The organism is Pseudomonas paraglycinae, from assembly GCF_021601625.1.
In the GTDB taxonomy this organism is placed as follows: Bacteria; Pseudomonadota; Gammaproteobacteria; order Pseudomonadales; family Pseudomonadaceae; genus Aquipseudomonas; species Aquipseudomonas paraglycinae.
The window spans coordinates 68,153-89,637 of sequence record NZ_BQHR01000014.1; the positions used below are offsets into that span (position 1 = coordinate 68,153).

The 21,485-nt window shown below is 60.0% G+C and carries 22 protein-coding genes; 11 read left to right on the forward strand and 11 right to left on the reverse strand.

Annotated elements, in window-relative coordinates:
- The first annotated feature begins 82 nt into the window (after positions 1–82).
- Complete coding sequence (locus L6D82_RS20705) at positions 83–709, forward strand: response regulator transcription factor (RefSeq protein ID WP_007953203.1); 627 nt, start codon at positions 83–85, stop codon at positions 707–709.
- Positions 710–797: 88 nt separating this feature from the next.
- Here the strand turns inward: L6D82_RS20705 and L6D82_RS20710 are convergent, their stop codons facing one another.
- The 8 genes from L6D82_RS20710 to metG all read right to left on the reverse strand — a co-directional run bounded on the left by L6D82_RS20710 (position 798) and on the right by metG (position 7,833).
- Positions 798–977, reverse strand: a complete 180-nt coding sequence (locus L6D82_RS20710; RefSeq protein WP_007953204.1) for a PA3496 family putative envelope integrity protein — start codon at positions 975–977, stop codon at positions 798–800.
- A 107-nt stretch (positions 978–1,084) separates the two neighbouring features.
- The gene (gene nth / locus L6D82_RS20715) at positions 1,085–1,723 is read right to left on the reverse strand and encodes an endonuclease III (protein ID WP_007953205.1); all 639 of its coding nucleotides are present in this window, start codon (positions 1,721–1,723) and stop codon (positions 1,085–1,087) included.
- Positions 1,720–2,301 carry an Rnf-Nqr domain containing protein gene (locus L6D82_RS20720; RefSeq protein WP_236191382.1) on the reverse strand — a complete coding sequence of 194 codons (582 nt, stop codon included), beginning with the start codon at positions 2,299–2,301 and terminating at the stop codon, positions 1,720–1,722. Before L6D82_RS20720 ends, nth begins: the two co-directional genes overlap by 4 nt.
- Positions 2,298–2,903, reverse strand: a complete 606-nt coding sequence (locus L6D82_RS20725) for an RnfABCDGE type electron transport complex subunit G (protein WP_236191384.1) — start codon at positions 2,901–2,903, stop codon at positions 2,298–2,300. Before L6D82_RS20725 ends, L6D82_RS20720 begins: the two co-directional genes overlap by 4 nt.
- A complete protein-coding gene (locus tag L6D82_RS20730; RefSeq protein ID WP_236191386.1) occupies positions 2,900–3,883 on the reverse strand; it encodes an RnfABCDGE type electron transport complex subunit D in 984 nt (327 codons plus the stop codon). Before L6D82_RS20730 ends, L6D82_RS20725 begins: the two co-directional genes overlap by 4 nt.
- Positions 3,870–5,084, reverse strand: a complete 1,215-nt coding sequence (rsxB, locus tag L6D82_RS20735; RefSeq protein ID WP_236191389.1) for an electron transport complex subunit RsxB — start codon at positions 5,082–5,084, stop codon at positions 3,870–3,872. The genes L6D82_RS20730 and rsxB overlap by 14 nt, the downstream gene beginning before the upstream one ends.
- A complete protein-coding gene (locus L6D82_RS20740; RefSeq protein ID WP_236191391.1) occupies positions 5,081–5,650 on the reverse strand; it encodes an electron transport complex protein RnfA in 570 nt (189 codons plus the stop codon). The genes rsxB and L6D82_RS20740 overlap by 4 nt, the downstream gene beginning before the upstream one ends.
- Before the next feature lie 131 nt (positions 5,651–5,781).
- Positions 5,782–7,833: a methionine--tRNA ligase gene (gene metG, locus L6D82_RS20745; RefSeq protein ID WP_236191394.1), complete on the reverse strand. Its 2,052-nt coding sequence runs from the start codon at positions 7,831–7,833 to the stop codon at positions 5,782–5,784.
- A gap of 155 nt (positions 7,834–7,988) precedes the next feature.
- Between metG and apbC the strand changes: the two genes are divergently transcribed.
- Positions 7,989–9,083, forward strand: coding sequence for an iron-sulfur cluster carrier protein ApbC (apbC, locus tag L6D82_RS20750; RefSeq protein WP_085745267.1), 1,095 nt, complete (start codon positions 7,989–7,991; stop codon positions 9,081–9,083).
- Positions 9,084–9,151: 68 nt separating this feature from the next.
- On the opposite strand, the gene L6D82_RS20755 is transcribed toward apbC, so the two are convergent.
- Positions 9,152–9,910: an SDR family oxidoreductase gene (locus tag L6D82_RS20755; RefSeq protein ID WP_102718067.1), complete on the reverse strand. Its 759-nt coding sequence runs from the start codon at positions 9,908–9,910 to the stop codon at positions 9,152–9,154.
- Positions 9,911–10,070: 160 nt separating this feature from the next.
- Between L6D82_RS20755 and L6D82_RS20760 the strand changes: the two genes are divergently transcribed.
- The 4 genes from L6D82_RS20760 to groL all read left to right on the forward strand — a co-directional run bounded on the left by L6D82_RS20760 (position 10,071) and on the right by groL (position 13,595).
- Positions 10,071–10,802: a HugZ family pyridoxamine 5'-phosphate oxidase gene (locus L6D82_RS20760; protein WP_085745266.1), complete on the forward strand. Its 732-nt coding sequence runs from the start codon at positions 10,071–10,073 to the stop codon at positions 10,800–10,802.
- A 65-nt stretch (positions 10,803–10,867) separates the two neighbouring features.
- On the forward strand, positions 10,868–11,344 hold the full coding sequence (locus L6D82_RS20765; RefSeq protein ID WP_007953217.1) for an FxsA family protein: 477 nt from the start codon (positions 10,868–10,870) through the stop codon (positions 11,342–11,344).
- A gap of 259 nt (positions 11,345–11,603) precedes the next feature.
- A complete protein-coding gene (locus L6D82_RS20770; RefSeq protein ID WP_011335724.1) occupies positions 11,604–11,897 on the forward strand; it encodes a co-chaperone GroES in 294 nt (97 codons plus the stop codon).
- 51 nt (positions 11,898–11,948) lie between these two features.
- A complete protein-coding gene (groL, locus tag L6D82_RS20775) occupies positions 11,949–13,595 on the forward strand; it encodes a chaperonin GroEL (protein ID WP_007953220.1) in 1,647 nt (548 codons plus the stop codon).
- Positions 13,596–13,669: 74 nt separating this feature from the next.
- On the opposite strand, the gene L6D82_RS20780 is transcribed toward groL, so the two are convergent.
- The gene (locus tag L6D82_RS20780; protein ID WP_102687212.1) at positions 13,670–14,413 is read right to left on the reverse strand and encodes a phosphatase PAP2 family protein; all 744 of its coding nucleotides are present in this window, start codon (positions 14,411–14,413) and stop codon (positions 13,670–13,672) included.
- Between the two features lie 218 nt (positions 14,414–14,631).
- Here L6D82_RS20780 and colR point away from each other — a divergent pair, with 218 nt between their 5' ends.
- The 5 genes from colR (at position 14,632) to L6D82_RS20805 (ending at position 18,358) form a co-directional block, all read left to right on the forward strand.
- Positions 14,632–15,315 (forward strand): two-component system response regulator ColR, encoded by a 684-nt coding sequence (colR, locus tag L6D82_RS20785; RefSeq protein ID WP_007953224.1) that lies wholly within the window; start codon positions 14,632–14,634, stop codon positions 15,313–15,315.
- Positions 15,305–16,579 (forward strand): sensor histidine kinase, encoded by a 1,275-nt coding sequence (locus L6D82_RS20790; RefSeq protein ID WP_085745264.1) that lies wholly within the window; start codon positions 15,305–15,307, stop codon positions 16,577–16,579. The genes colR and L6D82_RS20790 overlap by 11 nt, the downstream gene beginning before the upstream one ends.
- Positions 16,580–16,741: 162 nt before the next feature.
- Positions 16,742–17,410 (forward strand): class I SAM-dependent methyltransferase, encoded by a 669-nt coding sequence (locus L6D82_RS20795; protein WP_085745263.1) that lies wholly within the window; start codon positions 16,742–16,744, stop codon positions 17,408–17,410.
- 4 nt (positions 17,411–17,414) lie between these two features.
- Positions 17,415–18,128 carry a lipopolysaccharide kinase InaA family protein gene (locus L6D82_RS20800; protein WP_236191396.1) on the forward strand — a complete coding sequence of 238 codons (714 nt, stop codon included), beginning with the start codon at positions 17,415–17,417 and terminating at the stop codon, positions 18,126–18,128.
- A 2-nt stretch (positions 18,129–18,130) separates the two neighbouring features.
- Complete coding sequence (locus L6D82_RS20805) at positions 18,131–18,358, forward strand: hypothetical protein (RefSeq protein WP_011335717.1); 228 nt, start codon at positions 18,131–18,133, stop codon at positions 18,356–18,358.
- An 84-nt stretch (positions 18,359–18,442) separates the two neighbouring features.
- Here L6D82_RS20805 and L6D82_RS20810 read toward each other — a convergent pair whose 3' ends face one another.
- Positions 18,443–21,472, reverse strand: a complete 3,030-nt coding sequence (locus L6D82_RS20810) for a multidrug efflux RND transporter permease subunit (protein ID WP_236191398.1) — start codon at positions 21,470–21,472, stop codon at positions 18,443–18,445.
- Positions 21,473–21,485 lie beyond the last annotated feature (13 nt).

Sequence of the window (21,485 nt, forward strand, 5' to 3'; positions counted from 1 at the left end):
AGGAACTTCTCTATGCCATGTAGGAAATGACTACGTTATTGTGCCGGTTCTAAAAATTCGAACAGCGAAACTGGACTTGCCCATGAATAAAGTGCTGATCGTGGATGATCACCCCGTCATTCGTCTTGCGGTACGTATGCTGATGGAACGTCATGGCTACGAAGTCATTGCAGAAACCGATAATGGCGTAGATGCGTTACAACTGGCTCGTGACCAGATGCCGGATATCGTCATTCTGGATATCGGCATACCGAAACTGGATGGACTGGAAGTCATCGCGCGCCTTACAACAAGTGCAATGCCGTTGAAAGTGCTCGTGCTGACGTCCCAGTCACCGGGACACTTCTCCATGCGATGCATGCAGTCGGGGGCGGCGGGATATGTTTGCAAGCAACAGGATCTGACGGAGTTGCTGAGTGCAATCAAGGCGGTACTGTCTGGATACAGCTATTTTCCGAACCAGGCGTTGCACACCGTGCGAACCAGCCTGGGGAATGCCAGCGAGGCGGACATGGTTGATCGCCTGTCCGGGCGCGAGATGATGGTGTTGCAGCAATTGGCGCGCGGCAAGACCAACAAGGAGATTGCCGACGGAATGTTCCTCAGCAACAAGACCGTGAGTACCTACAAGACTCGGTTGTTATTGAAACTCAATGCGCGCTCGCTGGTGGATCTGATTGAACTGGCGCAACGAAACGGCCTTGTCTGAGGGTTTCAGTGGCTGACGGATCATGGGCGGATCGGAATCAGCGTGTGACATAAAGAGAAAAGCCTCCGTTTCAGGAGGCTTTCAAATGTCAGAGATCAAAATCGTAATCGGCCAATTGCTTCTGCAGTCGGCGCTCCTCGAGCAGGTTGTCGATGGTTCGGCGTTTGCTCAAGTTGGTCTTGGCGACTTCAACCACAGGTTCGGCATCATCGGCCTCCGTGGCGATAAAATCGTCATCCGCTTCTAATTGCTCTTTGCTGGTGCTCATAAGGTCGACTCCAGGCTAAGACTGCCTTTGGCGCTCCTTATATCGATATTCCAGCAGATGGTAAAAAAGATTTTTTCAATCGATAAATCAATAAAACCCATAGCCGCTCAATCGTCGGAAGTTTTGTGCTTGTAATCGCACAGATCTTCGATCCGACAGCTGCCGCAACGGGGTTTGCGCGCCAGACACACGTAGCGTCCGTGAAGAATGAGCCAGTGGTGGGAGTCGAGCAGGTATTCCTTTGGCACAAATTTCATCAGCTTCTTTTCCACCTCGACCACATTTTTACCCGGTGCAATCCCGGTGCGGTTGCTGACCCGGAAAATGTGGGTGTCCACCGCCATGGTCAACTGGCGGAACGCGGTGTTTAGCACCACGTTGGCGGTCTTGCGGCCAACGCCGGGCAAGGCTTCCAGTTCTTCGCGCGTCTGCGGGACTTCGCCATTGTGCAACTCGACCAGCAGGCGGCAGGTCTCGATCACGTTTTTGGCCTTGCTGTTGTAGAGGCCGATAGTCTTGATGTACTCGGACAACCCTTCGACGCCCAAGGCGTGAATGGCTGCCGGCGTGTTCGCCACCGGGAACAGCTTGGCCGTCGCCTTGTTTACCCCGACGTCCGTTGATTGCGCGGACAGAATCACCGCGATCAACAGTTCGAAAGGCGACGAGTAGGCCAGTTCGGTCTTGGGTTCGGGGTTGTCCTCGTGAAGCCTGCGGAAGATCTCCAGACGTTTTGCGGCATTCATGGGTGATGCGTTTCCTCGGGTAGGTCGGAGGGGCGAGCCCAGGCCTGACGGGCGGCCAGTAACAGTCCAAGCAATATGAAGGCGCCGGGCGCCAGCGTCGCGAAATGCAGGCCGTCGCCGAACAGAATCAAACCTTGCCAGTGTTCCGACAAATGATGGCCGATGCTGCCCTGACCGATCAGTTCACGCAACACCGCGAGCACAATCATCAGTGCGGCAAACAGGCCGTACAGTTTCAGTCGATTACGGACCGACCGGCGAAAAAATCCATTGTGCTCCAGCACGACGCACTGCAAGCCAATCAGCCCGGCATAAAGACTGATCAGTTGATGCCACTGCAGCGCACCGCGTTGCAGAACAATATCGGCGCTGCCGGCCAGGGTCGCGGCCAGTACCAGGCTGACCGGCAACAGGCTCTCGTTGCTCAGGCGCGAGCGCAGCGGTGCCATGCACAAACCGTAAATGCCCACGACAACCGCAAATATCAACAGAGTCGCCAGCGCGCCCGCCACAGAGTCGGTGGCACCGATCAACAACACCAGCATCATTGAGTTCGCCAGAGTCGCTGACGTATTCATGGCGTGCTCCCGAGCAGGGTCGTCCGGTGTTCATCAAAGTAACGCAGGGCATCGTGGATGGCATTGATGGCCGCGCGAGAGGTAATGGTTGCGCCCGCGATCTGGTCGAATTGCCCCTGATCCTTCTTCAAGGCCCATCCGGCGTCCGTCGGTTGGTTGCTCGATTTTCCGCTAAAGGTCTGAAGCCAGCTATTTGGCCAGTCGCCGATATGTCCACCCAGCGAAGGTGTTTCGTTTTGCTCGAGGGTTCTCACACCGAGCAATCGGCCGTTAGCGTCGATGGCAATCAGCAACTCGATATTGCCGGCATAACCTTGGGCCTGGCTGCGCAACAGGACTGCCACGGGTTGGCCGCCTTTGCTCGCCCGATAACCGCCCAGCAACAGACTGTGGCTCAGGTTGATGTCGGTCAGCGCCAGAGGTTGTTCAAGCGGCTGATTGTCGTAAGCGTCGACCGGCAGCACGTCCAACAGCTTGCGACTTTCAAGCAGACGCTGTTCGGCGGCGATCTGAGGTGCGTTGCTGCGTTGCACCAACCACGTCACGCCGATGCCCAACGCAGTAATCAACGCCAGTGTGATCAGGCTGTTCGTCCGGTTCATGGTGCCACCTGCGCCTGACGGGCCATCGCGAAGCGCTCCAGCGCCGGCACGCACAGGTTCATCAACAGCACCGCAAACGCAACGCCATCGGGGTAACCGCCCCAGGTGCGAATCACGTAAGTCAGCAACCCCACGCCGACACCGAACAGCAGGCGGGCGAGCGGACTTTTTGCCCCCGACACCGGTTCAGTGACGATGAAAAATGCTCCCAGCATCGTCGCGCCGCTCAGCAGGTGAAACAGTGGCGAGCCGTGGGAGTCGGATCCCGAACCGTTCCAGCACAACAGGCTGATCACGAACAGGCTGGCGAGCATGCCGACCGGCGCGTGCCAGCCAAACACTCGACGCTGCAACAAAAACAGTCCACCGGCGAGGAACGCCAGGTTCACCCATTCAACGCCGTGCCCGCCAAAGCGCCCGAATGCCGGATTGCCGGCAAACAGTTCGTCCATGGTCAGGCTTTTATTGATGCGCAGACTGTCCAGCGCGGTGGCCTGAACCCAGGCATCCGGTTGCGCGCCCAGATTGAACACCTGGCCAAAAGCCGCCGCCAGATCCATGCCATGGCCCGGCCAGTGGGTCATCGGCTGAGGAAACATCACCATGGCCAGCGCGAAGCCGAGCATGGCCGGATTGAACGGGTTTCGGCCCACACCACCGTACAGATGTTTGCCCAGCAGCAGGCCCGAGGCGATTGCCGTGGCCGTCAGCCACCACGGGCAATAAGGCGGCAGGGCAATTGCCAGCAACGTCGCGCTGACCACCGCGCTGCCATCGCTCAAGTTGGCCCTCAGCGGTTGCCGGCGCAGATAAGTCACGGCGGCTTCAACGCCCAAAGCTGTGACAACGGACAGAATCAGGTTGATCAACACGCCCCAACCATAAAACCAGAACAACGCCAGCCATCCCGGCAATGTCGCCAGCAAAACCAGCTTCATCGCCTGTTGCAGGCGCTCGTCTCCGGTTTCAATGGGTGACATGGGCTTGTACCTGGCGCTCTGCGTCTTGCAGGCGGGCGCGGGCCTTTTCGAGGATATCGGCGGGCGTGCCGTCGCGCCGTTGCAGTTTGTTCAGGTCGGCGCGAGCGTAGGCCAATTCGGTTTTCAGTTTACGAAGGTGGTCGTCGATCGGACGTTTCTCGACACGCACAAGCTCGGGCGCCGGTTGATCGCTGGCCGCTTCGGCGTTGTGCAACGCCTGTTCGGCGTCACGCAGCGCTTGCTCCAGCGCGGCGATCTCGGCTGGCGGAGCCTCTGCGGTTTGCGCCTTTTTCAGCTCGGCGCGGCGCATCGCCAACTGGATTTTCGCCCGCTTCAGATCGGCGTCCTTTGCCGGGGCGGCCACGACCGGCGCAGGTGCCGCGCTGTTTTCCAGCTTCGCCAGTGCCTGTTCGGCCGCCTCGAACTGCTGTTGCAGGAGGATCAGTTGCGATTGCTGATCGAAGGTCGGCGGATGACCGAACGCCTTGAGCGACTTGTTCAACTGCGCCCGACTCATGGCCACGTCGATCTTGGCTTTTTTCAGCGCAGCATCGGCGGTCGCGGCCTTTTGCGCGCGCACCCGTTCCAGCGCCGCCTGCACCGGATCGAGCGTGGTGGCGGCGACTTCGACCTGTGCCGCGCGCTGTGCCCGGGCCTCGCGCTCGGCCTGCTTCTGCTGTTCTTCGCGTTGCAGGCGAGCATTGCGCCGTTCAAAGCGTTGTCGGGCGTGATCGCGTTTGGCCGCGCGGGCCTGTTGTTCTTCAAGGCTGGCGGCCAGACCGCCTACCACCGGCAGTGTGCCCAAAGGCAGCGGGTGCATCTCGATGCAATCGACCGGGCAGGGCGCCACGCACAGATCGCAACCGGTGCATTCGTCGATGATGACGGTGTGCATCAGCTTCGCCGCGCCGACAATGGCGTCGATCGGGCAGGCCTGAATGCACTTGGTGCAGCCGATGCATTCGGCTTCGCGGATGTAGGCCACTTGCGGCGGCGCCGAACCACGACTGATGTCCAGCTCCAGCACCGGGATTTTCAACAGTCCGGCCAGTGCCGCGATGGTTTCGTCGCCACCCGGCGGGCACTTGTTGATCGGCTCGCCGTCGGCAATGCCTTCAGCGTAGGGTTTGCATCCGGGATGGCCGCACTTGCCGCATTGGGTCTGCGGCAGCAGGGCATCGATGCGTTGAATCAGACTCATGTTTTGATCAGTCCACTGAATCCGAGAAAAGCCACGGCCATCAGTCCGGCGCCGATCAACAGGATCGGCAGGCCACGAAAGGGCAGGGGAATATCGTTGTCGGCCGTGCGCTCACGCAAATCGCTGAACAGGCTCAACACCAGCCAGAAACCCAGACCGGCGCCAAGGCTCAGCGCTGTCGTATGAAACAGGCCTTTGTCCGCTTGCGCGTTGATCAGCGTCAGCCCCAGCACACCGGCATTGCCCAGCAGCAGCGGCCACAAACCGTCGAACGGCATATCGGGTCGCCAACGCGTCAGCAACTTCAGCAACGGCGTGATCAGCAGGACGCTCAGCGGCAGGAATACAAACAGCCGCAGGAATTCCAGTTGCAACGGCACCAGTAGCCAATGCCAGATCGCATAACCCGCCACGCCGACAATCAGCATCAGGCACAACGTTGCCAGCCCCAGCGCATGTACCTGACGGCGTTCGCCGGCCAGCAGCGGATCGACGCCCAGCGGCCAGTGCAACACAAAGTTGTTGATCAGCGCAGCACTGAAGAGCGTAAGCACGAGTTCGGTCATGGTTCTGCCGGTGAGAGCGGGCGGGTGTCACTTAAGATTAGGCATTATCCGGCCGCCATGACGGGTGGGCCAGATATGAAAAATCCCACAGGCGCACGGAGCACGCCTGTGGGATCTGTCAGGGCAGAACCTTACTTGATGCGCTGACCCGGCTTGGCGCCGCTATCCGGGCTCAGCAGGTAGATTTCTTCACCGCCAGGGCCTGCCGCCATCACCATGCCTTCGGAGATGCCGAACTTCATTTTCCGTGGCTTGAGGTTGGCGATCATCATGGTCAGGCGACCGTCGAGCTTGGACGGATCCGGGTAGGCGCTCTTGATCCCGGAGAACACGTTGCGTTGCTCGTCACCGATGTCGAGGGTCAGACGCAGCAGCTTGTCCGCGCCTTCAACGTGTTCGGCCTTGACGATCAGCGCGACGCGCAGGTCGACGGCGGCGAAGGTGTCGAAGTCGATTTCCGGCGACAGCGGATCCTTGGCCAATTCACCGTTGCCGGCAGGCGCGGTGGCGCCGGTGTCGGTCTGGCTGGCGGTCAGGTCTTCTTTCGAGGCGTCGGTCATGGCTTGCACTTTTACCGGGTCGATGCGGGTCATCAACGGTTTGAATTCGTTCAACTGGTGGTTGGCCAGCAGGGTGGTGTGGTCGTTCCAGGTCAGCGGGGCGACGTTGAGGAACGCCTCGGCATCGGCGGCCAGCACTGGCAACACCGGTTTGAGGAAGATCACCAGCTGGCGGAACAGGTTGATCGCCGTGGCGCAGACCGCCTGGACTTCATCCTGCTTGCCTTCCTGCTTGTTCAGCGACCATGGCGCCTTGTCGGCGATCCAGGCATTGGCGCGGTCGGCCAACGCCATGGTTTCGCGCATGGCACGGGCGAAGTCGCGGGCCTCATAGGCGTCGGCGATGCTCGGCGCGGCAGCCAGGAACGCTTCGGTCAGTTCCGGTGCGGCGTTGGTGTCCACCAGCAGACCGGCGTTGCCCTTCTGGATGAAACCGGCGCAACGGCTGGCGATGTTGACCACTTTGCCGACCAGGTCGGAGTTGACCTTCTGCACGAAGTCTTCGAGGTTCAGGTCGAGGTCGTCCACGCCACGGCCGAGTTTGGCTGCGTAGTAGTAGCGCAGGTATTCCGGCGACAGGTGATCCAGGTAGGTACGGGCCTTGATGAAGGTGCCGCGAGACTTGGACATCTTCTGACCGTTGACGGTCAGGTAGCCGTGCACGTTGATCCCGGTCGGCTTGCGGAAACCCGCGCCTTCGAGCATCGCTGGCCAGAACAGGGCGTGGAAGTTGACGATGTCCTTGCCGATGAAGTGATACAGCTCGGCGGTGGAGTCCTTGCCCCAGAACGCGTCGAAGTCCAGCTCCGGCGTACGGTTGCAGAGGTTCTTGAAGCTGGCCATGTAGCCGATCGGCGCGTCCAGCCACACATAGAAGTACTTGCCTGGCTCGCCCGGGATCTCGAAGCCGAAGTACGGCGCATCGCGGGAGATGTCCCACTGTTGCAGGCCGGCGTCCAGCCATTCGGCGATCTTGTTGGCCACGGCGTCTTGCAGGGTGCCGCTGCGGGTCCAGGCCTGCAGCATTTCCTGGAAGTCCGGCAGCTTGAAGAAGAAGTGCTGGGAATCCTTGAGCACCGGGGTGGCGCCGGAGATTGCCGACTTCGGATCCTTCAGGTCGGTCGGCGCGTAGGTTGCACCGCATTTTTCGCAATTGTCGCCGTACTGGTCTTCGGTGCCGCATTTCGGACAGGTGCCCTTGATGAAGCGGTCGGCCAGGAACATTTTCTTTTCCGGGTCGAAATACTGGGTGATCGAACGTTGGGCGATGTGCCCGGCGTCACGCAGCTTCAGGTAGATCTGGCTCGACAGCTCACGGTTTTCTTCGGCGTGAGTGGAGTGGAAGTTGTCGAAGTCCACCAGGAACTCGGCAAAGTCGGCGCTGTGTTCGGCCTGGACGTTGGCGATCAGTTGTTCCGGGGTGATGCCTTCCTTTTCCGCGCGCAGCATGATCGCCGAACCGTGGGCGTCGTCGGCGCAGACATAAATGCACTGATTGCCGCGATGCTTCTGGAAGCGCACCCACATATCGGTCTGGATGTATTCCAGCATATGGCCAAGGTGGATCGAACCGTTGGCGTAGGGCAGGGCGCTGGTGACGAGAATCTTGCGTGGTTCGGACATGTGGGGCTTCGCTACTTGATGAAACGGAGGTCGGCCACTATAAAGCGCCGGGAAAGATATTTCACCTCTGCAAATCGTTGCCGGGCATGCCGTCCGGAGGACAGAAGGGGTAGGATACCCGCCATCTTTTCCCAGTCTTGTTATCGGAGTTGCCCATGAGTGCCGTCACTCGCGCAGCGGTGGAAGCCGTCCTCAGCCAATACACCGACCCTTACCTGAATCAGGATCCGGTCAGCGCCGGTTGCGTGCGCAACATCGAAATCACCGGCGATCGCGTCAGCGTGCAACTGGAAATCGGTTATGCCGCCGGTCTGTTCAAGAGCGGCTGGGCGCAATTGCTGCAACTGGCCATCGAAAACCTCGACGGCGTGGTGTCGGCCAAGGTTGAAGTCAACAGCGTGATCGCCGCGCACAAGGCCCAGGCACAGATCCCAGGGCTGGCCAACGTCAAGAACGTGGTCGCCGTGGCATCGGGCAAGGGCGGTGTGGGCAAATCCACCACCGCCGCCAACCTGGCGCTGGCGCTGGCTCGCGAAGGTGCGAAGGTCGGGATTCTCGACGCCGATATCTACGGCCCGAGTCAGGGCATCATGTTCGGCATTCCCGAGGGCACCCGACCGCAGATCAAGGATCAGAAGTGGTTCGTGCCGTTGCAGGCCCATGGCGTGGAAGTGATGTCGATGGCGTTCCTGACCGACGACAACACGCCGATGGTCTGGCGCGGGCCGATGGTCTCCGGCGCGCTGCTGCAGCTGGTCACGCAAACCGCTTGGGGCGACCTGGATTATCTGGTGATCGACATGCCGCCAGGCACCGGCGACATCCAGCTGACCCTGGCGCAGAAAGTCCCGGTGGCCGGTGCTGTGATTGTCACGACACCGCAGGATCTGGCGCTGCTGGACGCGCGTAAAGGCGTGGAGATGTTCCGCAAGGTCAACATTCCGGTGCTGGGCGTGGTGGAAAACATGGCCGTGCACATCTGCTCGAACTGCGGACACGCCGAGCATCTGTTCGGTGAGGGCGGTGGCGAGAAGCTGGCGACCCAGTTCGGCGTCGAGCTGCTGGCTTCGTTGCCGCTGTCGATGCTGATCCGCGAACAGGCCGATGGCGGCAAGCCAACGGTGATTTCCGAGCCGGACAGCCAGATCGCCATGGTTTACCAGGAGCTGGCCCGCCACGTCGGCGCGCGGATCGTGTTGCAGGAAGCGGCTTCGCCGGCGATGCCGAACATCACCATCAGCGACGATTGATGGCTGTGGTTTAAACAAAAACGCCCCGGTGCCTGTGCACCGGGGCGTTTTTCATTACGCGACAGAGGTCAGATGCGCAACCCGCCATCCATCTCCAGAATCCGGCCGGTGTAGTAGTCGTTCTCGAAGATGTACGCCGCCGAGTGGGCGATTTCTTCCGGCTTGCCCATGCGCTTGAGCGGAATGCCCGAGGTCATTTTCTCCAGCGCTTCGGGTTTCATGCCCAGGGTCATTTCGGTTTCGATGAAGCCCGGTGCAATGCCCGCCACGCGAATGCCGTAGCGCGCCAGTTCCTTGGCCCAGGTCACGGTCGCTGCCGCCACACCGGCCTTGGCGGCGGAGTAGTTGGTCTGGCCGACGTTGCCCGCGCGGGAGATCGACGAGATGTTGATGATCGCGCCGCTGTTCTTCATCTCGACCATTTTCGCCGCCACTTCACGGGTGCAGAGGAACACGCCGGTCAGGTTGACGTCGATCACCGCCTGCCACTGGGCCAGGCTCATCTTGGTCATCTCGCCGTCCTTGACCTTGAGCAGCAGGCCGTCGCGCAGGATCCCTGCGTTGTTGATCAGGCCGTGGATCGCGCCAAAGTCTTCGGCGACCTGGGCAACCATGTGCGTCACCTGCTCTTCGTTGGCGACGTTGCACAGGTAGCTGCGCGCCTCGACACCCTTGGCCTTGCAGGTCGCAACCGCGTCGTCGAGTTTTTCCTGGTTCAGGTCGACCAGCGCCAGCTTCGCGCCCTTGCCCGCGAAATACTCGGCCATCGAGCGGCCCAAGCCTTGGCAACCGCCAGTGATAATGATTACTTTGTCGTTGAGTTGCATTCGCATGCCCCCGAGAGCAGGTCAGAGTGGTCCTTACAGGTAGCCTCTCGATCTGCACCGGCCAGCAGCCTGTTGCACATGAGAACTGCCCGATGGCGAGTGGGACAAAACCCATGCGCCTGTCCGTTTTGTCGACGGATTCTATTTAAGGAGTCATAAATTGAGCGTTGAAGCGGCTAAGAATGCCCGAGAATTGCTTCTCAAGGAATACCGTGGCGTGCTGTCGACCCACTCCAAATCAATGCCCGGTTTTCCATTCGGCTCTGTGGTTCCCTACTGCCTGGACGACCAGGGCCGGCCGCTGATCCTGATCAGCCGCATCGCCCAGCACACTCACAATCTGCAGAAAGATCCGAAATGTTCGCTGCTGGTGGGCGAGCGCGAGGCTGACGATGTGCAAGCCGTTGGTCGCCTGACCTATCTGGCCGAGGCGGAAAAACTCGAAGACGCTGCCGCCATCGAAGCCGCCGCCGAGCGTTACTACCGCTATTTCCCCGATTCGCAGAATTACCACAAGGCCCACGATTTCGATTTCTGGGTGCTCAATCCGGTGCGCCATCGCTACATCGGCGGTTTTGGCGCGATCCACTGGGTCGATCACCTGACCCTGGCCAACCCGTTCGCCGGCAAGGCCGAAATCAGCATGGTCGAGCACATGAACAGTGACCACGCCAAGGCCATCGCCCATTACGTCGACCTCGCCGGTCTGCCGAAAACCGTACCGGCGCAACTGGCCGGGATCGACACCGAAGGCATGCACCTGCGCATCGGTCAGGCGCTGTACTGGCTGCCGTTTCAAGCGCCTTGTCATACGCCGATACAAGTGCGCGAGGCCTTGGTTTCTCTGGCTCACGCCGAGGTCTGGCCAAAAAATGCGGTGGCCGACGCTTGAATTCACGAAAGGGCGACGTCATCTAAGGCTTACTGCAAGGCATTTCTTGCGTTGAGGAAACTTTGATGCGCCCTTTTTTGTTGCTCTTTCTGCTGTTCCCGGTGTTGGAGCTGTTCGTATTCGTCAAAGTGGCAGGATCGATCGGATTTTTCCCGGCCCTGCTGCTGATCATTCTCGGCTCGATGTTCGGCGTGTTTGTGCTGCGCGTCGCCGGGCTGGCCACCGCACTGCGTGCCCGTGAAAGCCTGAACCGCGGCGAACTGCCTGCGCAAACCATGCTGGAAGGCCTGATGCTGGCCCTGGCCGGTGGTCTGTTGATCCTGCCGGGCTTTATCAGCGACGTGGTCGGTCTGGTGCTGCTGTTGCCGTTCAGTCGTCGACTGGTCGCCAACAAGATGCGCCAGCGTGCCGAAGAACAGGCCATGCGCCAGCGAGCGTTCGCCGATGACCTGCAACCTCGCGGCGGTCCTGCACCGCGCCAGCCTCTTGGCCGCGAAGGTGATGTGATCGAAGGCGAATTCGAACACCGCGACACCAAGTAACTTCTACGTCGACACGGCACCTTCGGGTGCCGTGTTCGTTTGTGGGGCGAATTCATGCAATGTGCGTGAAAATTTTTTAGCCCCCGCCCTTGTAATAAGCTTATGCGCCCTTATGTATCGGTCACCGAAAGGTTTCCGGTATTTGAACCGGACAGACTTCCGCGGTTCGCTCGACGAGCCGCAACCGGCGCAGGCCGGATTCGTTAAACCCGCCGGGACTACACCGGCCGATGAAAACCACAATTAGGAGAGATCGACAATGAAGCTTCGTCCTCTGCATGACCGCGTCGTCATCCGTCGCAGCGAAGAAGAAAAGAAAACCGCTGGCGGTATCGTCCTGCCAGGTTCGGCTGCTGAAAAAGCCAACCACGGTGAGATTCTGGCTGTAGGCCCGGGCAAGGCACTGGAAAGCGGTGAAGTGCGCGCACTGTCCGTGAAGGTAGGCGACAAGGTTGTGTTCGGTCCGTACTCCGGCAGCAACACTGTGAAAGTCGACGGCGAAGACCTGCTGGTAATGAGCGAGAACGAAATCCTCGCCGTTATCGAAGGCTGATTACCCCCGTTCATTTTCCCGCTACTACAAAGTATTTAAGGAATATCGATCATGGCTGCTAAAGAAGTTAAATTCGGCGATTCCGCCCGCAAGAAAATGCTGGTTGGCGTAAACGTCCTGGCTGACGCGGTAAAAGCGACCCTGGGCCCGAAAGGCCGTAACGTGATTCTCGAGAAGAGCTTCGGCGCTCCGACCATCACCAAGGACGGCGTTTCCGTCGCCAAGGAAATCGAACTCGAAGACCGTTTCGAAAACATGGGCGCGCAGCTGGTCAAAGACGTTGCCTCCCGTGCCAACGATGACGCTGGTGACGGTACTACCACCGCTACCGTTCTGGCTCAGTCGATCGTCAACGAAGGCCTGAAAGCCGTCGCTGCCGGCATGAACCCGATGGACCTGAAGCGCGGTATCGACAAAGCGACCATCGCGATCGTCAAAGAACTGAAAGCCCTGTCCAAGCCATGCGCCGACACCAAGGCTATCGCTCAGGTAGGCACCATCTCCGCCAACTCCGACAACTCCATCGGCGACATCATTGCCGAAGCCATGGAAAAAGTCGGTAAAGAAGGCGTGATCACCGTTGAAGAAGGCTCGGGCCTGGAAAACGAACTGTCGGTTGTAGAAGGCATGCAGTTCGACCGTGGCTACCTGTCCCCGTACTTCGTCAACAAGCCGGACACCATGGTTGCCGAGCTGGAAGGCGCGCTGATCCTGCTGGTCGACAAGAAGATCTCGAACATCCGCGAAATGCTGCCAGTGCTGGAAGCCGTTGCCAAAGCCGGCCGTCCACTGCTGATCGTTGCCGAAGACGTTGAAGGCGAAGCCCTGGCGACTCTGGTCGTGAACAACATGCGTGGCATCGTTAAAGTCGCAGCCGTCAAGGCTCCAGGCTTCGGCGACCGTCGCAAGGCCATGCTGCAGGACATCGCTGTTCTGACCGGCGGTACCGTTATCTCCGAAGAGATCGGCCTGAGCCTGGAAAGCACCACCCTGGAACACCTGGGTAGCGCCAAGCGCGTGACCCTGTCCAAGGAAAACACCATCATCGTTGACGGTGCTGGCGTTCAAGGCGACATCGAAGCCCGTATCGCTCAGATCCGTGCCCAGGTTGCCGAGACTTCCTCGGACTACGACCGTGAAAAACTGCAAGAGCGTCTGGCCAAGCTGTCCGGCGGCGTTGCAGTGATCAAGGTTGGCGCCGGTTCCGAAGTTGAAATGAAAGAGAAGAAAGCCCGCGTTGAAGACGCCCTGCACGCAACCCGCGCAGCCGTTGAAGAAGGCGTGGTACCTGGCGGTGGCGTTGCGCTGATCCGCGCTCTGGAAGCCCTGACCGAACTGAAAGGCGACAACGCTGACCAGAACGTCGGTATCGCTGTACTGCGCCGCGCTGTTGAAGCGCCGCTGCGCCAGATCGTTGCCAACTCCGGCGACGAGCCAAGCGTGGTTGTCGACAAGGTCAAGAACGGCGAAGGCAGCTTCGGCTACAACGCTGCTACCGGCGAATACGGCGACATGATCGAAATGGGCATCCTGGACCCAACCAAGGTCACCCGTTCGGCTCTGCAAGCTGCAGCCTCCATCGGCGGTCTGATCCTGACCACCGAAGCTGCTGTTGCTGACGCACCGAAGAAAGAAGGTGCAGCTGGCGGCGGTATGCCAGACATGGGCGGCATGGGTGGCATGGGCGGCATGATGTAAGCCAGCCTCACCCTGTAACGAAAAACCCCGTCTGCGAAAGCAGACGGGGTTTTTTATTGCCCGCGTTTCAGGGGTCAGGCGTTGGCGGGTTGTGCCAACGTCGTGGCCTGGTTCTTGGCTGCCGGGCGATACAGAATCCAGTAATACGAACCCAGACAGATCAGCCAGCAGAAGATCGCCGTCCACACGTTGTGGGAGAAGAAGTGCGCACCCTGCATCATCCGGCTGATCGAAAACACCGAACCCAGCGCAAAGGCAAAGATGAATGCCTGACGGGCCAGCCGCGGGCGGCGGTCACGCAGCACGAAGAACAGCGCAAACAAGGTGAAACCGGTGGCCGCATGACCACCCGGCCAGCAACGACCGGGCTTGTCGGTCGGCGGGCGATGATCCAGCAGTTTGCTGTAGGTTTCGTGGCCACCGAACTGTTCGAGGCTCCATGGGCATTGCACCGCCGTCACGGCTTTCACCGGCGTGACAAACGAGGTGGCCAGACCCAGCGACAACACCAGGCAACCCAGTTCACGCTTGAATGGTTTGAGCCGTTCGATGAAAAAAGCACCGATGAACCCGAGGATGGATAACACCGAAAAGGCGATCACCACTTGTTTGGCGCGGTCGTGGAGGATGTCTTCGAGAAAGTAACTGTGGCGGCCGATGAAGTCGCCCGCGACCGGATCGTAAAACAGCCGGGCCAGATCCATGTCCAGGTCGGTCAGCTCCAGCAACACCAGAATGACCGCCGCGACGGCGGGAATGCCCAGGCAAAGCCATACATTCAAAGGCCTTGAAGCAGGGCGGGCAGAGATCGAAACCATGGCAATTCCTTCATCGGTAAGGTCTTCAAAGAAGCACAACCGTGTGAGTCTGCGCCCGGTTCTGTCGGCGATTTGTCGGTCGCTCGTGAAAAACTCGTCAAGTCCGGCGATCCGTGCAATTAAGTCAAATCAACCCACTCGGTGCCTAGCCGTGAGCCACACTTGGCCGTAAGCTGCGCGGGCCAAGACGGCCGCTACTGTGTACGTAGGAGGTGCCCATGCGAATTCTATTGGTCGAAGACAACCGCGATATCCTGGCCAATCTGGCCGATTACCTGGGGCTCAAAGGCTATACCGTCGATTGCGCCCAGGACGGTCTGTCGGGCCTGCATCTGGCCGCCACCGAGCATTACGACCTGATCGTGCTCGACATCATGCTGCCAGGCATCGACGGCTACACCCTGTGCAAGCGCCTGCGCGAAGACGCCCGTCGCGATACGCCAGTAATCATGCTCACCGCTCGCGATCAGCTCGATGACCGCTTGCAGGGCTTCAAGTCCGGAGCCGACGATTATCTGGTCAAGCCGTTCGCGCTGTCGGAACTGGCGGCGCGGGTCGAAGCGGTGATGCGTCGCACCCAGGGCGGCGGTCGTCGGGCCCTGCAGGTCGGCGATCTGAGCTACGACCTCGATACCCTAGAAGTGACCCGCGAAGGCAAACTGCTCAAGCTCAATCCGGTCGGCCTCAAACTGCTGGCGGTGCTGATGCAAAAGAGCCCGCATGTTTTGCGTCGGGAAATTCTCGAAGAAGCGCTGTGGGGCGATGACTGTCCGGACAGCGACAGCCTGCGCAGCCATGTCCACCAATTGCGCCAGGTGATCGACAAACCATTCGCCAAGCCACTGCTGCACACCGTGCACGGCGTGGGTTACCGCCTGGCCGAGGGCCGCGATGGAGTTTAAGCAAAGCCTTGCCCAGCGGATCATCATCGCCTTTGCGCTGATGAGTGCGCTGGTGGCCGGGGCGTTTGCCATGGGCATCGTCGCGACCGTGCACCTGGTCGAGGAAAAACTGATTTCCGCCGGGTTGGGCGGGGATCTGCAACGCCTGCTGCTGATGGACAACGTCTCGGACTGGAGCCATCGGCCGGAGCCGGATCAACTGTTCTACTTCAGCGGCGGGCCGGGCGACTTCGAGCTGCCCAAGGACCTGCGACACCTGGATTCGGGGTTCCATGAAGTCTTTCGCGAGCAGCTGTCGTACCACGCGATGGTCGAGGTGGTCGACGGTCGCCGCTACGTGCTGCTGCAGGATCAAAGCGATTTTGAAGAACGCGAGCGCGTGCTGTTCGCCGTGGTGCTGGTGGGCTTCGTGCTCAGTCTGGCGCTGGCGGTGTTCCTTGGCTGGGTGCTGGCGCGCAAAGTGATGGCCCCGGTGGTGCGTCTTGCCCGCCAGGTGCGCCATCGCGACCAGTTGCTCGGGCTGGCACCTCCACTGGCGCCGGACTATGCGGCTGACGAGGTGGGCGAACTGGCAGTGGCGTTCGATGCCACGCTTGGGCGCCTGCGTCAGGCGCTGACGCGGGAGCGCCTGTTCACCAGCGACGTCAGCCACGAATTGCGTACACCGCTGATGGTATTGGCCAGCTCCTGTGAACTGCTGCTGGAAAATCCGGGCATCGATCAGCGCGGCAAGGCCCAGGTTCAGCGCATTGCGCGGGCCAGTGAAGAGATGCGTGAGCTGGTGCAGACCTTCCTGATGCTCGCTCGCGCCCAGCGTGAAGACGCAGGCGCGGCGCCCCAGCATAACCTCTCGCAAGTGGCCGACAGTTTGCTTTGCCTGTGGCGAGAACCCATCGAATCCAAGGGCTTGCAGCTGATTTTCGAGCCGGGCAATCCGCCCGACACCTGTTATAACGCGACGCTGCTCAATGCGGTGATGGGCAACTTGCTGCGCAATGCCTTGCACTACACCGAGCAGGGGTTCATTCGCCTGACGCTCAACGAGAACGGTTTCGTGGTCGAGGATTCGGGCGTAGGCATTCCCGAGGAAAAACGCGAGGCGATGTTCCAGCCTTTTGTACGCGGAAACGAAAAACGCGGCGAAGGGCTGGGGTTGGGTCTTTCACTGGTTCAACGCATCTGCGAGAACCAGGGCTGGAGCGTCACGTTGAGCACGATGGAGCCCAATGGCTGCCGTTTCGAGGTCGATCTGGGCAAGCGCTGAAGATCAGCCGGTCGACGAGGGTACTCCCGCCAACCTGTCTAATTCCTGTATAACCTTGAAATAGATTGCCGATTTACATGACGTTTTTTTCACAAAGGGATGACCTGACGCTGACACGCCGCTGCTTAAGGTGGCGTCATCAGTAATTCAGGAGTCCTGGTGATGGCCGGCCCGATCAAGCTCGATTTTTCCGAAAAGTACGACGATAAACATGCGCAGAAATACCTGCGCAAGCACCAGGACGGTCTGGGACGTCGTTTGTCCAACTGGCGGGATCAGCAGATGGCCCGCAAGGCGCTGACCCTGGTCGGTGAGCCGGGGCTGGTACTCGACCTGCCGTGCGGTGCGGGGCGTTTCTGGCCGATGCTCGCGGAAAAACCCAACCGGGTGATCATCGGTGCGGACAATTCCGAGTCGATGATCAAGACCGCCATGCAGGCACAACCGGCGGATGTGGTGAAACGGGTACAACCCTTGCACACATCTGCGTTCGACATTGCCTTGCCCGATAACGCCGTCGACAGCATTTTTTGCATGCGACTGCTGCATCACATCGGCGAAGCCGAGCACCGCCGGGCGATTCTGCGCGAATTCGAGCGCGTCACTCGCGACAGCGTGATCATTTCGCTGTGGGTCGACGGCAATTTCAAGTCCTGGAAACGCAAGCGCGCCGAGCGCACGCGTGGGCAGGAAGGTTACCAGAACCGGTTTGTGTTACCGGCCGCTACAGTTGAAAAGGAATTTGAAGACGCGGGGTTCCGGATCCAGGAACAACTGGACTTTATTCCGCTCTATGCCATGTGGCGAGTCTACGTATTACGCAAGAGGTAACAGGATGGCAGTGCAATTTGCAGCAGAAGCGGAAGTCGCTCCCGAGGATCGCTTCGACTACTACTGGAACCAGCGTGGCGAATGGGTCGAGGAACCCAATGTACGCCGGGGTGGCGAAAGTGGTGTGCAACGGATCATGGGACGTGACGGCCAGCTGCTGTATGCCAAACGCCAGACCGGACATATCTATCGCAGCTGGCTGCACCCGTTCGGACGGCCGACCGTGTTGCGCGAGCTCGATGCGCTGACGGGCGTTGCCAAGATCGGCGTTCGAGTCCCCGAAATCGTGTTCTGCGGTGCCCAGCCCGATTCGCAATTCAAATGGCGAGCGCTGTTGGTGACCAAATCCCTCGATGGCTTTCAGGAGCTTGAGCATTGGGAAGCCGGCGGCGGTCGCGAGCAATATGGCGAAGCTGTCTATGAGCGCGTGCTCAAGGACCTCGCCGAAAACCTCGCGCGCATGCACAAGGGCCGTTGGCAGCACAGCTGCATCTACATCAAGCACGTATTTGTGCGGGTGACGGGCGAAGGTGAATCGGTCAAGGTCGAAGTCGCCCTGATCGATCTGGAAAAGTGCCGTCAGCGATTGACCGCTTATCGCGCAGCCGCCCATGACATGAAGCAATTGCGTCGCCACTCGTCGTTCAGCGCAACGGACTGGAAAAAACTCGTCTACTTTTATGAGACGGCGTTTGGCAGCGCTATCAAAGGTTTATAGCGATGAAACTAGAAATTGCACGAGGTTTGTTTCTGGTAGGAGCCTTGGCAGTTGCATCATTGGCGGTGGCGGCCTGGGAACAGCCACGCATGCAGGTGATCGGTGCCTCGGCGAGCGATCCGCATTGCCCGATGCCACGGGTGGCGAAAGCCGCCGTGGCCACCCAGCCGGACCATGATCTGTTGCTGTTCATGTTCGGACTCTCTCAAGGAATGAGGCCGCAGAGTTGAATCGATTGAAATCTCTTTCTAGAAGAGCCAAAGGCCTCGCTGATGCGAGGCCTTTTTTATTTCGTCATGGCTTTTTTTACTGCGTCATGCCTTGGGATCGGGTTTCGCCAGCACGGTGTAAACGCACGGCAGGACAAACAGCGTGAACAACGTCCCGATCGACATCCCGGTGGCAATCACCGTCCCGATGTCGAAACGGCTGACCGCACCGGCGCCGGTGGCCACGATCAGCGGCACCATGCCGAAGACCATCGCCGCCGTGGTCATCAACACCGGGCGCAGGCGAATCGCTGCCGCTTCCTCCACTGCCTCGCGGGGTGTCAGGCCCTTCTCCTTGCGTAACTGGTTGGCGAACTCGACGATCAGGATCCCGTGCTTGCTGATCAGCCCGATCAGCGTCACCAGCCCGACCTGGGTGTAGATGTTCATGCTCGACCAGCCGAGGAACAGCGGAATCAGCGCCCCGCAGATCGACAACGGCACGGTCACCAGAATCACGAATGGGTCGCGGAAGCTTTCGAACTGCGCCGCCAGCACCAGGAAAATGATCGCCAATGCCAGGGCGAAGGTCACCCACAGCGCGCTGCCTTCCTGGACGAACTGGCGGGAGGCGCCGCCGTAATCGAAGGCAAACCCGGCCGGGGCCTCTTCCCGGGCGATCTGCAACACGCTGTCGATGGCTTCGCCCATGCTCACCAGCGGGAACCCGGACAGCTTGGCCGCGTTGAGTTGCTGGAACTGGTTGAGCTGTCGCGGTCGTGCGCGGTCGGTCACCGTAATCAGGGTCGACAGCGGCAGCAGTTCGCCCTGGGTATTTTTCACGTAGTAATTGTTCAGCCAGTCCGGGTTGTCGCGGTAGGCCCGTTCGACCTGGGCGATGACCTTGTAGCTGCGGCCTTCGATGGTGAACCGGTTGATCTCGGCTTCGCCGAGCAAGGTTGCGAGGGTGCCGCCCAGATCCTGCATCGACACGCCCATCTGCGCAGCCTTGGCGCGGTCGATGTCGACCACCACTTCGGGTTTGTCGAAAGCCAGGTCGAGGTCGACGAAGGCGAACTTGCCCGATTCCATGGCGCGCTTCTTGATCCGGTCGGCCACTTGCAGCAACAGCTCGTAGTCGTTGGCGGTGTTGATCACGAACTCGAACGGCAGGCCTTCACCGGTGCCAGGCAGGGACGGCAGGTTGAAGCCGAAGATCTGCAGGCCCGGAATGCCCTCGAGTCTGCCTTGTACCTCGGGGAGGATTTCCATTTGCGTGCGACTGCGCTCGTTCCATGGTTTGAGCAGGAAACCGCCGATGCCGCTCTGCACCCCGTTGTAGCCGTTGATCTGGAACGAGGAGTAGTACTCCGGAAACTCCTTGAAGATCTTGATGAACTCGTCGGTGTAGGTGTTCAGGTAATCGAGGTTGGTCGGTTGCGGGGCGTTGGCCATCATGAAGATGATGCCCTGATCCTCGTCCGGTGCCAGTTCCGATTTGGTGAACTTGAGCAGCACCGGAATCAGGCACAGCACGATCACCGCGAACACCAGCACCACCGGCCGGGTATTGAGCGTGCCGTGCAGCATGCTCTGATAGCGACGCTTGAGGCTGTCGAAAATCCGGTCGAGGCGGTGGGCCAGGCCCGTGGGATTTTCGTCATGGCGCAGCAGCATGGCGCACATCATCGGCGACAGGGTCAGGGCGACGACGCCGGAAATCACCACCGCCCCGGCCAGGGTCAACGCAAACTCCTTGAACAGTGCCCCCGTCAGTCCGGTGAGAAAACCGATCGGTGCATACACCGCCGCCAAGGTGATGGTCATCGACACCACCGGCATGGCGATTTCCCGTGCGCCCTCGAGCGCGGCGTCCAGCGGTGTCTTGCCTTCCTCGATGTGTCGGTGGATGTTTTCCACCACCACAATCGCGTCGTCCACCACCAGCCCGATGGCCAGCACCATCGCCAGCAGGGTCAGCAGGTTGATCGAGTAGCCCATCATCTGCATGAAGAACATCACGCCGATCATCGACAGCGGAATGGTCACCACCGGAATGACCACTGAACGCAGGGCACCGAGGAACAGGAACACCACCACGATCACGATCAGCACCGCCTCGAACAGGGTTTTCACCACTTCGTCGATGGAGGCCTGGATGAACAGCGTGGCGTCGTAGGCGATCTCGCTCTTGAGGTTGGGCGGCAGCTGGGCTTCCAGCTCCGGCATGATCTTGCGCACTTCCTTGATCACTTCCAGCGGGTTGGCCCCGGGTGTGGCCTTGATCCCGATATACACCGAAGGCGTGCCGCCGAACGAACTGATCGAGTTGTAGTTTTCCGCGCCCATTTCGACCCGTGCCACATCGCTGAGCAGCACCCGGCTGTCACCGCTGACCTTGAGCGGGATCTTGCCGAAGGCTTCGGCGGACTTCAGTTCGGTGTTGGCGTTGATGCTGGTGACCACGTACTCGCCTTTCACTTCGCCAGCGGCGGAGAGAAAGTTGTACTGGCGCACCGCGTTGGTCACGTCGCTGGCGCTGAGGCCGAAGCCGGCGAGTTTCACCGGGTCGATCCACAGGCGCATGGCGAACACCTGGTTGCCGAGAATCTCTGCCTCGGCCATGCCCGGCAGGGTCGCCAGTTTCGGCTGGATCACCCGTGAGAGGTAGTCGGTGATCTGCGGGTTGTTCAGCTCCTTGCTGAAGAAGCTGATGTACATCAGCGCCGAGGCGTCGGCGGCTTCCTTGCTCAGCACCGGATCTTCGGCGTCCTGAGGCAACTTGTTCTTCACCTCGTTGGCCTTGGCCAGCAGTTCGGTGAACAAGCGGTCGCTGTTGGAGCCGATGCGCGCGTAGATCGAAATCACCGAGAAGTTCTGGCGACTGACCGAAGTCATGTAGTCGATGCCCTCGGCGCTGGCCAGGCTCTGTTGCATCGGCTGGGTGATGTAGCCCTGGATGGTTTCGGCGTTGGCCCCGGGGTACGCGGTGGTCACCGTGATCAGGGCGTTTTCCATTTGCGGGTACTGGCGCAGCGGCAGCTTGCTCCAGGCCTGGAAGCCCAGCAGCACAATCAGCAGGCTGACCACGGTGGCGAGCACCGGGCGGCGGATGAACGGATCGGTAAAAGCCATGGGGTTTCCTTGA

Bases quoted from the DNA above. Each gene is read 5' to 3' on its own strand.
- L6D82_RS20800 (WP_236191396.1), top strand. From the start codon at position 17,415: ATGGCAGTGCAATTTGCAGCAGAAGCGGAAGTCGCTCCCGAGGATCGC.
- colR (WP_007953224.1), top strand. From the start codon at position 14,632: ATGCGAATTCTATTGGTCGAAGACAACCGCGATATCCTGGCCAATCTG.
- L6D82_RS20765 (WP_007953217.1), top strand. From the start codon at position 10,868: ATGCGCCCTTTTTTGTTGCTCTTTCTGCTGTTCCCGGTGTTGGAGCTG.
- L6D82_RS20810 (WP_236191398.1), bottom strand. From the start codon at position 21,472: ATGGCTTTTACCGATCCGTTCATCCGCCGCCCGGTGCTCGCCACCGTG.
- metG (WP_236191394.1), bottom strand. From the start codon at position 7,833: ATGTCCGAACCACGCAAGATTCTCGTCACCAGCGCCCTGCCCTACGCC.
- groL (WP_007953220.1), top strand. From the start codon at position 11,949: ATGGCTGCTAAAGAAGTTAAATTCGGCGATTCCGCCCGCAAGAAAATG.
- nth (WP_007953205.1), bottom strand. From the start codon at position 1,723: ATGAATGCCGCAAAACGTCTGGAGATCTTCCGCAGGCTTCACGAGGAC.
- L6D82_RS20805 (WP_011335717.1), top strand. From the start codon at position 18,131: ATGAAACTAGAAATTGCACGAGGTTTGTTTCTGGTAGGAGCCTTGGCA.
- L6D82_RS20795 (WP_085745263.1), top strand. From the start codon at position 16,742: ATGGCCGGCCCGATCAAGCTCGATTTTTCCGAAAAGTACGACGATAAA.
- L6D82_RS20755 (WP_102718067.1), bottom strand. From the start codon at position 9,910: ATGCAACTCAACGACAAAGTAATCATTATCACTGGCGGTTGCCAAGGC.
- L6D82_RS20705 (WP_007953203.1), top strand. From the start codon at position 83: ATGAATAAAGTGCTGATCGTGGATGATCACCCCGTCATTCGTCTTGCG.
- rsxB (WP_236191389.1), bottom strand. From the start codon at position 5,084: ATGAGTCTGATTCAACGCATCGATGCCCTGCTGCCGCAGACCCAATGC.
- L6D82_RS20730 (WP_236191386.1), bottom strand. From the start codon at position 3,883: ATGTCACCCATTGAAACCGGAGACGAGCGCCTGCAACAGGCGATGAAG.
- L6D82_RS20720 (WP_236191382.1), bottom strand. From the start codon at position 2,301: ATGAATACGTCAGCGACTCTGGCGAACTCAATGATGCTGGTGTTGTTG.
- apbC (WP_085745267.1), top strand. From the start codon at position 7,989: ATGAGTGCCGTCACTCGCGCAGCGGTGGAAGCCGTCCTCAGCCAATAC.
- L6D82_RS20710 (WP_007953204.1), bottom strand. From the start codon at position 977: ATGAGCACCAGCAAAGAGCAATTAGAAGCGGATGACGATTTTATCGCC.
- L6D82_RS20740 (WP_236191391.1), bottom strand. From the start codon at position 5,650: ATGACCGAACTCGTGCTTACGCTCTTCAGTGCTGCGCTGATCAACAAC.
- L6D82_RS20790 (WP_085745264.1), top strand. From the start codon at position 15,305: ATGGAGTTTAAGCAAAGCCTTGCCCAGCGGATCATCATCGCCTTTGCG.
- L6D82_RS20725 (WP_236191384.1), bottom strand. From the start codon at position 2,903: ATGAACCGGACGAACAGCCTGATCACACTGGCGTTGATTACTGCGTTG.
- L6D82_RS20770 (WP_011335724.1), top strand. From the start codon at position 11,604: ATGAAGCTTCGTCCTCTGCATGACCGCGTCGTCATCCGTCGCAGCGAA.
- L6D82_RS20780 (WP_102687212.1), bottom strand. From the start codon at position 14,413: ATGGTTTCGATCTCTGCCCGCCCTGCTTCAAGGCCTTTGAATGTATGG.